The sequence below is a fragment of the Mycobacterium florentinum genome, from assembly GCF_010730355.1.
Classification (GTDB): domain Bacteria; phylum Actinomycetota; class Actinomycetes; order Mycobacteriales; family Mycobacteriaceae; genus Mycobacterium; species Mycobacterium florentinum.
In genome coordinates this window covers 2,687,275-2,700,240 of record NZ_AP022576.1, presented here as the reverse complement: position 1 = coordinate 2,700,240, position 12,966 = coordinate 2,687,275, and the positions used below count along the sequence as shown (strand labels likewise).

General features: G+C 64.2%; 15 protein-coding genes. 13 read left to right on the top strand and 2 right to left on the bottom strand.

The features are described 5' to 3' along the window. Positions 1–36 precede the first annotated feature (36 nt). The 3 genes from G6N55_RS12635 (at position 37) to G6N55_RS12625 (ending at position 4,114) form a co-directional block, all read left to right on the top strand. Positions 37–2,397, top strand: coding sequence for an arylsulfatase (locus G6N55_RS12635; protein WP_085222949.1), 2,361 nt, complete (start codon positions 37–39; stop codon positions 2,395–2,397). Between the two features lie 34 nt (positions 2,398–2,431). Then, positions 2,432–3,100 carry a hypothetical protein gene (locus tag G6N55_RS12630; RefSeq protein WP_232078991.1) on the top strand — a complete coding sequence of 223 codons (669 nt, stop codon included), beginning with the start codon at positions 2,432–2,434 and terminating at the stop codon, positions 3,098–3,100. Between the two features lie 87 nt (positions 3,101–3,187). Next, positions 3,188–4,114 (top strand): DUF4436 domain-containing protein, encoded by a 927-nt coding sequence (locus G6N55_RS12625; RefSeq protein ID WP_085222950.1) that lies wholly within the window; start codon positions 3,188–3,190, stop codon positions 4,112–4,114. A 13-nt stretch (positions 4,115–4,127) separates the two neighbouring features. On the opposite strand, the gene pstS is transcribed toward G6N55_RS12625, so the two are convergent. Beyond that, positions 4,128–5,255, bottom strand: a complete 1,128-nt coding sequence (pstS, locus tag G6N55_RS12620) for a phosphate ABC transporter substrate-binding protein PstS (protein ID WP_085222951.1) — start codon at positions 5,253–5,255, stop codon at positions 4,128–4,130. Positions 5,256–5,741: 486 nt separating this feature from the next. Between pstS and G6N55_RS12615 the strand changes: the two genes are divergently transcribed. Further along, positions 5,742–6,626 (top strand): DUF4436 domain-containing protein, encoded by an 885-nt coding sequence (locus G6N55_RS12615; protein WP_085222952.1) that lies wholly within the window; start codon positions 5,742–5,744, stop codon positions 6,624–6,626. Here G6N55_RS12615 and G6N55_RS12610 read toward each other — a convergent pair. Next, on the bottom strand, positions 6,623–7,615 hold the full coding sequence (locus G6N55_RS12610) for an IS481 family transposase (protein WP_163667700.1): 993 nt from the start codon (positions 7,613–7,615) through the stop codon (positions 6,623–6,625). The two genes, G6N55_RS12615 and G6N55_RS12610, sit on opposite strands and share 4 nt — an antisense overlap. Positions 7,616–7,786: 171 nt before the next feature. On the opposite strand from G6N55_RS12610, the gene G6N55_RS12605 reads away from it, so the two are divergent. The 9 genes from G6N55_RS12605 to rplR all read left to right on the top strand — a co-directional run bounded on the left by G6N55_RS12605 (position 7,787) and on the right by rplR (position 12,949). Then, positions 7,787–8,686, top strand: a complete 900-nt coding sequence (locus G6N55_RS12605; protein ID WP_085224611.1) for a formylglycine-generating enzyme family protein — start codon at positions 7,787–7,789, stop codon at positions 8,684–8,686. Between the two features lie 135 nt (positions 8,687–8,821). Continuing rightward, entirely contained in the window at positions 8,822–9,775 is a 954-nt protein-coding gene (locus tag G6N55_RS12600; protein ID WP_085224610.1) for a DUF4436 domain-containing protein, read from the top strand. Positions 9,776–10,069: 294 nt separating this feature from the next. Continuing rightward, a complete protein-coding gene (rplN, locus tag G6N55_RS12595) occupies positions 10,070–10,438 on the top strand; it encodes a 50S ribosomal protein L14 (protein ID WP_003403649.1) in 369 nt (122 codons plus the stop codon). Continuing rightward, positions 10,439–10,756 carry a 50S ribosomal protein L24 gene (rplX, locus tag G6N55_RS12590; RefSeq protein ID WP_085224607.1) on the top strand — a complete coding sequence of 106 codons (318 nt, stop codon included), beginning with the start codon at positions 10,439–10,441 and terminating at the stop codon, positions 10,754–10,756. It begins immediately after the preceding gene. Position 10,757: 1 nt separating this feature from the next. After that, positions 10,758–11,321, top strand: coding sequence for a 50S ribosomal protein L5 (rplE, locus tag G6N55_RS12585; RefSeq protein ID WP_085224605.1), 564 nt, complete (start codon positions 10,758–10,760; stop codon positions 11,319–11,321). A gap of 4 nt (positions 11,322–11,325) precedes the next feature. Further along, positions 11,326–11,511, top strand: a complete 186-nt coding sequence (locus G6N55_RS12580; protein WP_085224603.1) for a type Z 30S ribosomal protein S14 — start codon at positions 11,326–11,328, stop codon at positions 11,509–11,511. A gap of 86 nt (positions 11,512–11,597) precedes the next feature. Continuing rightward, complete coding sequence (gene rpsH / locus G6N55_RS12575; protein WP_036466727.1) at positions 11,598–11,996, top strand: 30S ribosomal protein S8; 399 nt, start codon at positions 11,598–11,600, stop codon at positions 11,994–11,996. A 9-nt stretch (positions 11,997–12,005) separates the two neighbouring features. Next, the gene (gene rplF, locus G6N55_RS12570; protein WP_085224601.1) at positions 12,006–12,545 is read left to right on the top strand and encodes a 50S ribosomal protein L6; all 540 of its coding nucleotides are present in this window, start codon (positions 12,006–12,008) and stop codon (positions 12,543–12,545) included. 2 nt (positions 12,546–12,547) lie between these two features. Further along, positions 12,548–12,949, top strand: a complete 402-nt coding sequence (rplR, locus tag G6N55_RS12565; protein ID WP_085224599.1) for a 50S ribosomal protein L18 — start codon at positions 12,548–12,550, stop codon at positions 12,947–12,949. Positions 12,950–12,966 lie beyond the last annotated feature (17 nt).

Below are 12,966 nucleotides of genomic sequence, written 5' to 3'. Positions count from 1 at the left end.
GGGCACCACCCGCTTGCGTGGCGTTACGCTCGGCGCATGTCTTCTGACTCCCCGAAATTTCAAGGCAAGATCGAGCTGGACATTCGCGATTCGGAGCCGGACTGGGGTCCGTACGCGGCGCCGACGGCCCCGGAGAATTCGCCGAACATCCTGTATCTGGTCTGGGATGACACCGGCATCGCGACCTGGGACTGCTTCGGCGGTCTGGTCGAGATGCCCACGATGACGCGGATTGCCGAGCGCGGCATCCGGTTGTCTCAATTTCACACCACCGCGCTGTGCTCACCGACCCGCGCGTCGCTGCTGACCGGTCGCAATGCCACCACGGTGGGTATGGCCACCATCGAAGAATTCACCGACGGTTTCCCGAATTGCAACGGCCGAATCCCGACCGATACCGCGCTTATCTCCGAGGTGCTCGCCGAACGTGGTTACAACACTTACTGCGTCGGCAAGTGGCACCTCACGCCGCTCGAAGAATGCAGCATGGCCTCGACGAAACGGCACTGGCCCACCTCGCGCGGCTTCGAGCGGTTCTACGGATTCATGGGCGGCGAGACCGACCAGTGGTACCCCGACCTGGTCTACGACAACCACCCGGTGAACCCGCCCGGCACCCCAGAGGACGGCTACCACCTGTCCAAGGACATCGCCGACAAGACAATCGAATTCATCCGAGATGCCAAGGTGATTGCGCCCGACAAGCCCTGGTTCAGCTACGTGTGCCCCGGCGCCGGACACGCGCCGCATCACGTGTTCAAGGAATGGGCCGACAAGTACGCCGGCAAGTTCGACATAGGCTACGAACGCTACCGCGAGGTCGTCCTGGAAAAGCAGAAATCGATGGGGCTGGTGCCGCCGGATACCGAACTGTCCCCGATCAATCCGTACTTGGATGTCAAGGGGCCAAACGGTGAGCCGTGGCCGCTGCAGGACACGGTTCGCCCCTGGGAATCGCTGAATGACGAAGAGCGCAAACTATTTTCGCGGATGGCCGAGGTGTTCGCCGGCTTCCTGAGCTACACCGATGCCCAGATCGGCCGCATCCTGGACTATCTCGAGGAGTCGGGCCAGCTGGACAACACCATCATCGTGGTGATCTCCGACAACGGCGCCAGCGGCGAGGGCGGCCCGAACGGATCGGTGAACGAGGGCAAGTTCTTCAACGGATACATCGACACCGTCGAGGAGAGCATGAAGCTCTTCGATCACCTCGGTGGACCCCAGACCTACAACCATTACCCGATCGGCTGGGCGATGGCTTTCAACACGCCCTACAAGCTTTATAAGCGCTACGCCTCGCACGAGGGCGGTATCGCCGACACGGCAATCATCTCCTGGCCCAACGGAATTGCCGCACACGGCGAGATTCGCGACACCTACGTCAACGTCGCCGACATCACCCCGACCGTCTACGAGCTGCTGGACATGACACCGCCGGACACGGTCAAGGGTATTACGCAGAAGCCGTTGGATGGCGTGAGTTTCAAAGCGGCCCTTGCTGATGCGAACGCCGATACCGGCAAGCAGACCCAGTTCTACACGATGCTGGGTACCCGCGGGATCTGGCACAACGGCTGGTTCGCCAACACCGTGCACGCCGCCTCGCCGGCGGGCTGGTCGCATTTCGACACCGACCGCTGGGAGCTGTTCCACATCGAGGCCGACCGCAGCCAGTGCCACGACCTGGCCGCCGAGCAACCCGAGAAGCTGGAAGAGCTTAAGGCGCTGTGGTTTTCCGAGGCCGCCAAGTACAACGGCCTTCCGCTGGGGGACCTGAACATGATGGAGACGTTGACCCGCTTCCGGCCTTACCTGGTGGGGGAGCGGACCAGCTACATCTACTACCCGGACTGCGCGGACGTCGGAATCGGTGCCGCGGCCGAAATCCGTGGCCGCTCGTTCGGCGTGCTGGCCGACGTGACCGTGGATACCACCGGCGCCGAAGGCGTGTTGTTCAAGCAGGGCGGTGCGCACGGCGGGCATGTGTTGTTCATCCAGGACGGACGCCTGCACTACGTCTACAATTTCTTGGGTGAGCGCCAGCAGCTGGTGTCCTCCTCGGGCGCGGTTCCGTTGGGCAGACACCTTTTCGGCGCCAGCTACGCGCGGACCGGGACCGTGCCGAACAGTCATACTCCGCTGGGTGACGTCACCCTGTTCATCGATGACGAGGTGGTCGGCACGCTCGCGGATGTCACCACCCACCCCGGTACCTTCGGTTTGGCGGGTGCCGGCATCACCGTCGGCCGAAACGGCGGGTCGGGAGTATCAAGCAGCTACAAGGCACCGTTCGTCTTCACCGGCGGGAGTATCGCCGCGGTCACCATCGATTTGTCCGGACGACCCTACCAAGACGTGGAATCCGAACTTGCGCTTGCATTTTCGCGAGACTGAGCGCTCACGACGAGCTAGGTCTGTCCCGCTGGCCGTGGCGGGGGTGATCTGTGTGCTGGCATGCCTGGTCGTGGGATGCGGAAAAACGACCGGCGGCAACGCCGTTCGGGCCAGCACGACGGCGTCGTCGACGCCGACCTCGGGGACTAAGCCGCGCAAATCCGACCCGGCCGAGCCGGTGCCGGGCGTCGAGGTCACACCGCCTGATCACATTCCGCCCAACGCGCTGGCCTGCCTACCGGCGGCCACCGGCAACGGCCGGATGACCGCGGCGTCGGTGTCGGATCCGGTGGCGCCCAAGCTCACGGTCCCGCTACCCGACGGCTGGAACTCGGCGCCGGGCACCGGTGATGTGGCCCTGACCGCGACCGGGCCCGACGGGTTGTCGGTGCAGGTGACGATCACACCGACCGACCTTGAACCCGGCGGGGCGTTCTTGCGCTACGGCGCCGACCTGCGCACCGCACGGCCGGGCGTCCAGGTCAGCGTCGACGCGGCTCAGTTCTGCGGCTACAGCAGCCAGTTGCTCAGCGGCAGTGTCGGGGGAGCCGGTGGGGTCGCCATCGCCGACCGGATCACCCATATCTGGACGAACACCAAGGCTTTTCTGGTGGTTGTCCATATGGAGGGGCCCGCGGGTGCGCCCGGGTTCGACGCGGCGAAATCCACGGTGATGCAGCAATTCGCGGTCGTTATCCCCTGAAACTGCGCGCCCGACTGCTAGCATCTGACCCCGTGCCTGCCGGGAATGGCGCAAACTATCCGCTTCTACTCGTGGTGGTGATGTCCGATGACCGCTGAAGCTGCGCCGTTGCCGCCGTCGCAACAAGATTCGCGCGGACGGCAAATCGCGATAGCCTTCGGGATTCTCGTAGCTGTCATCAGTGTCTACGTGCTCTCCCTGATCGCGATGCACCTGATGGCCAAATCGGCACCGCCGCTGCCCGCCGTGGATTTCAGCAAGGTCGAGGCCGAGGACAGCGTCGTACAGGTGAACCTGAGCGAGCTGAAAACGGTGGCGAATCGGCTGACCGTGAATGTGCTTGTCTACCCCAAGGATTCGCTGTACGACAAGAACTTCGGCGTGCTGACCACCGACGCGGCCGTGCGACTGTATCCCGACAACGACCTAGGCGATCTGCAGTACCCGGTCGGAAAAGCGCCCGCCCAAGTCGCCACCACCATCGAGGCACACGGCGATCCCGGCAACTGGCCATTCGACTCGTACACAACGGGCGTCATCGCCGCCGACGTGTTCACCGGAACCGGCCAGAACCGCGAAAAATCGCCGGCCCGTATCGAGGTGACCGGAAGGCTGGACGGCTGGGACGCCAGCGTCACCCGCGTTCACGACCCCGACGATGCCGATCCCAATGTGATGGATGATGTGGTCATCACGCTGCACCGGGCCAAGGGTCCGCTGATCTTCGATCTCGGTGTGTGCCTGGTGCTTATCGCTCTGCCGGTGTTGGCATTATGGGTGGCCATTCCGGTGGTGTTGGGCAAGACCTCATTCTTGCCGCCGATGACGACTTGGTACGGCGCGATGCTGTTCGCCGTCGTTCCGCTGCGCAACGTGCTGCCGGGTAGCCCACCGTACGGCTCGTGGATCGACCAAGCCGTTGTCCTATGGGTGCTGATCGGACTGGTCACCGCGATGTCGCTGTTCCTCGTCGGCTGGTGGCGACAGCGAGATCGAAAGTCGAAGAAAACCTAGAGCTCGAAAAGCCTTAGCGCACATTCTCGATCGACGCCGACGTGATGGCGTCGATAGCGGTGAAGACCCGTGATTGGAAGTCGGGCGGCAGCGGGATGTAGCCGTTCTTGTCGAGGTCCGCCTGGCCCGGACCGACGGCCGCTTGCAGGAAAGCCTTGACCGCCTGGCCGACGGCCGGGTCGGGGTATTTCGAGCAGACGATCTCGTAAGTGACCATCACGATCGGGTACACGTCGGGCTGGGAGGGGTTGTAGAAGGGTGCGGTGTCCAGCACGAGGTCGTTGCCCTTGCCGACGATCTTGGCACTTGCAATGGTCTTGCCGACGGTGTCGGTCCCGATGCGCACCGGCCGCAACGATTTCCGGCTCGCCGGGGTCTTGATCTGGGCGGCGAACAGTCCCTGGTCCATGGCGAACGACAACTCGTTGTAGGAGATCGCGCCCTCGGTGTTCTTCACCGCCGACGAGGTGCCGACATTGCCGTGGGCGCTGGTGCCCACGCCGCCGTTGAAGGTCTTGCCGGTGCCCTTGTCCCAGGCCCCACCGGAGGCGGCCTGCAGGTAGGCCTGGAAGTGGGCCGTGGTGCCGGAGGGGTCGGCGCGGTAGATGACATGGATGTTCTCCGGCGGCATCGACGCGTTCATCGCGGTGATGGCCGGGTCGTCCCAGCGCGTGATCGTGCCGTTGAAAATCTTGGCCAGCGTGGGCGCGTCGAGCACCAGCGAGTCAATCGCGTTGAGGTTGTAGGTAATAGCGATCGGGCCGAACACCACCGGCAGGTTCCAGGCATCGGCGCCGCCGCAGCGCTGCTTGGCCGCCGCGTACTGGTCACCGGAAAGCGGTAGGTCGGAGCCGGCGAAGTCGGTTTTGCCCGCGAGGAAATCGGCGACTCCCGCCCCCGAAGCGTTTGCGGTGTAGGACAGATTTTGTCCCTTGCAGGCCTTCGCGTACGCATCGATGAATCGCTTCATCGCATTTGCCTGCGCGGTCGAACCGCTGGCGCTGATTTCTTGTTTGCCGCCGCAATCCACTCGCGCTCCGTTGGCGTACGACAGGGAGGTGTGGGGTTTGCCGCATCCCGAGAGCACCAGTGCAGCCGCGGTCAGCACGCTTATGGCGGCAGCCGATTTGTTGTGCTTCACGTTGTTTGCCTCCTTGGGAACGGCAGCGGGTCAGACGGCCTTGGGCTGTGACCGAAGTCTAGCGATGCGGTGTGATTCATGGCAGCGGTGACCTGGGGTAACCGCATCAATCGGAGCAAGGGCAGGCAGGTGTGGACTCGGTCTCCGGCGGCATAGATTTCGGGCAGGTCGGTACGCGTCGCCTGGACGGCGAAGACGGCGCCCGGCGTCGGCGGCGAGCTCGGTTTCGGGGTGAATGTCCACCCGGTTTCGACACACGTCGACATTTACAGCTATCGAAGCGACGCGCAAACAAACATCGGGTGAATACCAAAGTTTGCAACGCCGACCGAAGGTGACAGGATGACTAAGGCAGTTTGCGAATAGTCGCATTTCCGGCGCGATTGGCACGAGTTCATTACCATCGGACTTCGTGTCGTCTCGGGTTAGCTGGAATTGCCCAGCGATGTGAGTTCGCCGCCCGTTGTCCCTCGTGGAAGGTGACCGATGACCGCCCAAGCCCCGCCAACGCACGCCGCCCCGCCGCCGCCCCAAAAGAAGGGCCGCTTGCTGCTCGGTCTGGTCATCCTGTTCGCTTTCTTCTTGGTCTACGCCTTGTCGTTGTTCGGCTTTCACCTGCTGGGCGAATCGGCGGCACCGCTGAAGGCCCCGGATCTCAACGCGGCCGACGACACCGTCGTGCTGGTGCGCATCGAGGAGCTCAAGACCGTCGCCAATCGCCTCGGGGTGAAGGTGCTGGTCTACCCGCAGGAAAACATGTGGGACCCGAAGCTGGAGGTGCTCAAGACCGACACCGCGGTGCGCATGGATCCCCCCAACGACGCGGGTGACCTCGCCTACCCGGCGGGCAAGTCACCGGCAATGGTGGCCACCACGGTGGAGGCGCACGGCGACCCCGAGATTTGGCCCTTCGATTCCTACGAAACCGACACGCTCTCGGCCGAGGTCATGGGCGGCTCCGGCGACGATCGCAAGTACAAACCGGCCCGTGTTGAGGTGGCCGGAAAACTGGAAGGCTGGGACGTCCAGGTCCAACGGGTCGGCGAAGGCGGCGACAGCGTGATCATCACGCTGGAGAGGTCCAAGGCCCCGCTGATCTTCGATCTGGGCATCTGCCTAGTCCTCTTCGCCCTGGCGACCATGGCGCTGGCGGTCGTCATTCCGATGGCGCTCGGCAAGCGAAAGTTGGTACCTCCGTTCGGCGGGTGGTTCGCCGCGCTGCTGTTCGCGGTCATCCCAATCCGCAACTTCCTGCCGGGGGCCCCACCGCCGGGTGCCTGGATTGACCAAGCGCTGGTGATCTGGGTGCTGATCGCACTGGTCGCGGCGATGATGGCGTACATGGTCACCTGGTACAAGAAGTCGGACTAGCTGTACTGCCCAGGCAGGTTGGTCAACCGTGTGATGGGCGGGACCTTCCCGATCGCTGAGTGTTGCCGATGGTGATTGTAGGTATGCAGCCAGGGTGCTAATGCGGACCGGCGCTGGGCTTCGCTGTGGTAGTGACGGCTGAATGCCCATTCTGCTGCCATTGTGCGGTGGAAGCGCTCTGCTTTGCCGTTGGTCTGAGGCCGATATGGGCGGGTGTGTTTTGGCTTGACGCCGAGCTCTGAACACGCGTGTCGCCAGGCCTTGGACTTATAACAGCTGCCGTTGTCGGAAATCACTCGTTCAACGACGACTCCCCGCGCGCGGAACCAACTCACTGCTCGGCGTAGGACCGCTATAGCAGTGTCGGCGGTTTCATCGTCGTGGATCTCGGCATAGGCCGCCCGGGAGTGGTCGTCGACGACGGTATGGACAAAGGCGTGGCCGAGCAGCTCATCGCGATTGCGGCTGCGGCGGATGCCAGGCGTCGCCGCGCGATTCTTGCTGCCCTGCGCACGTCCGACGAACCGCCACCCGCCGCCAACAGGAATGTTGCCCAGTTTCTTGACATCGACGTGGATCAGCGAGCCTGGGTGTTCGTGCTCGTAGCGGCGAATCCGCTCACCCGTGCGGATATCGATGTGGGACAACCGGTTCAGTCGACACCGAACCAGCACCGCGTGAACCGTCGAGGCCGGCATCGACAGACGCGACGCGATCGCCAACGGCGAGAGGCGGTGCCGCCACCGCAACGCCACGATCCGCCGGACAACAACCTCTGGAGTGCGGCTGGGACAGTGGTGTGGCCGGCTCGACCGATCGCCCATCCCGACCACACCCATGGCCACATAGCGGCTAGCCCAACGCTTGGCGGTTGGCCAGGACACACGGAAATGTTCGGCTGCCCGGGCAATCGGCCAGCCTTCGTCAACAATGCGGCGCGCGAGCAACAACCGCCCACGAGGGGTCAATACGGCATTAGCGTGGACCACGAAGGTCTCCTGTTCGTTGTGGGTGCAGTGGTAGCAGCTCCACTCCACGACAGGAGACCTTCACCCATCAACGACCGCTACAGCGTGTCGTCACACTTCCTCAACCAACCTGCCTGGGCAGTACAACTAGCGCGGGCATAACGCGAGTTGGGCGCCGCCTACCCTGAAACGGTGCTCACCGAGTTGGTCGATCTCCCCGGCGGCGCCTTCCGCATGGGCTCGACGAGCTTCTATCCCGAAGAGGCGCCGATCCACACCGCGAGGGTGGGCTCTTTCGCCGTCGAGCGGCACCCGGTGACCAACGCGCAGTTTGCCGAATTTGTTGCTGCCACAGGCTATGTCACGGTCGCGGAGCAGCCGATCGACCCGGCGCTGTACCCCGGTGTCGATCCCGCCGAACTGCGTGCGGGTGCAATGGTTTTCCGCCCCACGCCGGGACCGGTCGATCTGCGCGACTGGCGGCAATGGTGGGACTGGGTTCCGGGCGCCAGTTGGTGCCATCCGTTCGGGCCGGACAGCGACATCGCGGACCGGGCCGAACACCCGGTCGTTCAGGTCGCGTATCCGGACGCCGCCGCCTACGCGCGCTGGGCCGGGCGGCGGCTGCCGACGGAGGCCGAGTGGGAGTACGCCGCCCGCGGCGGATGCGCGAGCATCTACGCGTGGGGCGACGAGCCCAATCCCGGCGGGCAACTGATGGCCAACACCTGGCAGGGCAGCTTCCCGTACCGCAACGACGGTGCGCTCGGCTGGGTGGGAACGTCGCCGGTGGGAGCGTTTCCGCCGAACGGGTTCGGACTGCACGACATGATCGGCAACGTCTGGGAGTGGACGGCCACCGAGTTTTCTGCGCACCATCGGCTCGACGAGCCCCCGAAGGCCTGCTGTACACCCTCGGGGCCCGCGAACCCGGCCGTCAGCCAGGCCTTGAAGGGTGGCTCGCACCTGTGCGCGCCGGAGTACTGCCACCGCTACCGTCCGGCTGCCCGGTCACCGCAATCGCAGGACACCGCTACCACCCATATCGGATTTCGCTGCGTTGCCGACCCCGGATTCGTCGCCGCGCGTTAACGACGGCTTTCGGGCAGGTGACAGAACTCTGCAGGGCACCGGATCAAGTTGCGCGGGCAGTGTGGATGTTCGCTACCATCTGCCCGTGGCGCCCCGTCAAGCTGGATTTCGCCAGCGAGTTGCCGGCCCGGACCGGTGACCACCGAAACGCCGCCGACGGGGACGCCACCGGAGTCGGAGAAGCCGCCGAAGTCAGGCCCGCTCAGCTTTTTCAGCAGGCACCGGCCGCGCCTCTCGCTCGGTGCGTTCATCCTGGCGGTCGTCGTCGGCGTCTACGCCTTCTCGCTGTTCGGCGTGCACTACTTGCAGCGATCGGAGGGACCACTCCCGCCGCTGGACCTCAGTGAGGGTGGCGGCAACGACACCATCGTGCAATTGCGCCTGGACGACTTCAAAACCACCGCCAATCGGCTCAAGGTGGATGTGCTCGTCTATCCTCCGGATTCGTTGTACGACAAGCGATTCGACGTGCTGAACACCGACGTCGCGGTGCGCCTGTATCCGACCAACGATCTCGGTGATCTGCAATTCCCCAAAGGCAAGGCGCCGGCACAGGTCGAGACCACGATCGAAGCCCACGGCGATCCGGCCAACTGGCCGCTCGACACGTACAAGACCGAGAAAATCTCGGCCGACACCTTCGTCGGCTCCGGTGACGACCGCAAAAAGCTACCGGCCCGTGTCGAGGTGACCGGGGGTTTGGACGGCTGGGACGTCACCGTCAGCCGCGACGACGAAACCAGCAGCGTCAACTCGCGCGGTCTCGACGACGCGCAGCTGGTCATCACGATGAAGCGGGCCAAGGGACCACTGGTCTTCGACATCTTCATCTGCATCGTGCTCATCACCCTGCCGACCCTGGCGTTGTTGGTGGCCATTCCGATGGTGATGGGTCGCAGAAAGTTCGTGCCGCCGTTCGGGACGTGGTACGCCGCCATGCTGTTCGCGATCGTCCCGCTGCGAAATATCCTGCCCGGCAGTCCACCGCCGGGCTCCTGGATCGACCAGGCCGTCGTGCAGTGGGTGCTGATCGCGTTGGTGGTGGCGATGAGTCTGTACATCCTCGCCTGGGTCCGGCAAGGGGATTAAAGCCCCGCGACCGCTGGTATCGCCGCTGCTAGATGAGGGTGCCGCGGCGCGATGGCGGCGGGTCGCGCACCCGGGGAGATTTGCCCGGCCAGGAATTTGGCGCTGAGCAGGTCTTCACCTAGACTCTAGGGGTTGCCTTGGGCAGACCTCGGCCGGTGCGTGCAAGCGTCACAGGCCCCGCGTGCCCTTCGGTAACAAAGACCGCGCACGTCAGGTTTGTGGTGGGCCTTGCTTTCCGGAGGTTTGCCGAGGTGTTCTCCTGCCGTGCACACGTGAACTCAGTCAGGAGATCGAGTGATTCAGCAGGAATCGCGGCTGAAGGTCGCCGACAACACCGGCGCCAAGGAGATCTTGTGCATCCGGGTGCTCGGTGGCTCGTCGCGACGCTACGCCGGCATCGGTGACGTCATCGTCGCCACCGTCAAGGACGCCATCCCGGGTGGCAACGTCAAGCGCGGTGACGTCGTCAAGGCCGTCGTGGTGCGCACCGTCAAGGAGCGCAGGCGTCCCGACGGCAGCTACATCAAGTTCGACGAGAACGCCGCGGTGATCATCAAGCCCGACAACGACCCGCGCGGGACCCGCATCTTCGGGCCGGTCGGGCGCGAACTGCGCGAGAAGCGATTCATGAAGATCATCTCGCTGGCTCCGGAGGTTTTGTAGATGAAGATCAAGAAGGACGACACCGTCCTGGTGATCGCGGGCAAGGACAAGGGCGCCAAAGGCAAAGTGCTGAAGGTTTACCCGGACCGCGACCGCGTGCTCGTCGAGGGCGTCAACGCGATCAAGAAGCACACCGCGGTTTCGACCAACCAGCGCGGCGCCCGCTCGGGCGGAATTGTGACCCAGGAAGCGCCGATTCACGTCTCCAACGTGATGGTGGTCGACTCCGACGGCAAGCCGACTCGGGTCGGCTACCGGGTCGACGAGGAGACCGGTAAGCGCGTCCGTATTTCGAAGCGCAACGGCAAGGACATCTGACATGACCACTGCAGAGAAAGTGCAGCCGCGCCTGAAAGAGCGCTACCGCAACGAGATTCGCGATGCGCTGCACAAGGAATTCGGCTACGGCAACGTCATGCAGATCCCGACCGTGACCAAGGTCGTCGTCAACATGGGCGTCGGCGACGCAGCCCGGGATGCCAAGTTGATCAACGGCGCGGTCAGCGACCTGGCCCTGATCACCGGGCAGCGGCCCGAGATCCGCAAGGCCCGCAAGTCCATCGCGCAGTTCAAGCTGCGCGAGGGCATGCCGATCGGCGCGCGGGTCACCCTGCGGGGCGACCGGATGTGGGAGTTCCTCGACCGGCTCACTTCCATTGCGCTACCGCGTATTCGTGACTTCCGCGGGCTTTCGCCCAAGCAGTTCGACGGTGTCGGCAACTACACCTTCGGACTGGCCGAGCAGTCAGTGTTCCACGAGATCGACGTCGACAAGATCGACCGGGTCCGCGGCATGGACATCAACGTCGTCACCTCGGCGACGAACGACGACGAAGGACGAGCGCTGTTGCGGGCCCTCGGCTTTCCGTTCAAGGAGAACTGAGTAGATGGCTAAGAAGGCACTCGTTAACAAGGCCAACGCCAAGCCGCGCTTCAAGGTGCGTGGCTACACGCGCTGCAACAAGTGCGGACGTCCGCGCGCGGTTTACCGCAAGTTCGGGCTGTGCAGGATCTGCCTGCGCGAAATGGCGCACGCGGGCGAACTGCCCGGCGTGCAGAAGAGCAGCTGGTAACAGGCACAGGACTACAGACCACTCCAGAACAGGTGCGCGACAGGCCCCTAACGGGAACCATCGCGAGGAAGGTTACAGACGCTGTCATGACAATGACGGACCCGATCGCAGACTTTTTAACACGTCTGCGCAACGCCAATTCGGCGTATCACGACGAGGTGACGTTGCCGCACTCCAAGATCAAGGCCAACATCGCCCAGATCCTCAAGAGCGAGGGATACATCAGCGACTTCCGGACCGAAGATGCTCGGGTCGGCAAGGCGCTGGTGGTTCAGCTCAAGTACGGACCCAGCCGGGAACGCAGCATCGCCGGCCTGCGCCGGGTATCCAAGCCCGGTCTGCGGGTGTACGCGAAATCGACCAACCTGCCACGCGTGCTCGGCGGGCTGGGCGTGGCGATCATCTCGACATCGTCAGGCCTGCTCACCGACCGCCAGGCAGCCAGACAAGGCGTGGGCGGCGAAGTCCTCGCGTACGTGTGGTGAGGGGGAACCATGTCGCGCATTGGTAAGAAGCCGATTCCGGTTCCCGCCGGAGTCGACGTGACGATCGACGGCCAAAAGGTCTCGGTGAAGGGTCCCAAGGGCACCCTGGACCTGACTGTCGCCGAGCCGATCACGGTGGCCCGCAGCGAAGACGGTGCGATCGTGGTCAACCGTCCGGACGACGAGCGGGAAAGCCGTTCGTTGCACGGGCTTTCGCGCACGCTGGTGTCCAACCTGGTCACCGGCGTCACGCAGGGCTACACCACCAAGATGGAGATCTTCGGCGTCGGCTACCGGGTGCAGCTCAAGGGCTCCAACCTCGAGTTCGCGCTCGGATACAGCCATCCCGTATTGATCGAGGCGCCCGAGGGCATCACCTTCGCGGTGGAGACGCCGACGAAGTTCAGCGTCACCGGTATCGACAAGCAGAAAGTCGGCCAGATTTCGGCGAACATCCGTCGGCTGCGCCGTCCCGACCCGTACAAGGGCAAGGGCGTGCGCTACGAGGGTGAGCAGGTCCGCCGCAAGGTCGGAAAGACAGGTAAGTAGTCATGGCGAAAACACAGGCTGACGCCCAAAAGCCGGTGGGCAAGAACATCTCCGCGGCTCGACGTGTCGCGCGGCTGCGCCGGCACGCGCGGCTGCGCAAGAAGATTTCCGGCACCTCGGAGCGCCCTCGCCTGGTGGTGAACCGGTCCGCCCGGCACATCCACGTGCAACTGGTCAACGACCTGACCGGCACCACGGTGGCCGCCGCGTCCTCGATCGAGGCCGACGTGCGTGGCGTCGACGGTGACAAGAAAGCCCACAGCGTGCGGGTCGGTCAATTGATCGCCGAGCGCGCCAAGGCCGCCGGCATCGACAGCGTGGTCTTCGACCGCGGCGGATACAGCTATGGCGGACGGATCGCGGCGCTGGCCGACGCCGCCCGCGAGAACGGATTGAAATTCTGATGACAACTGGAAGGACC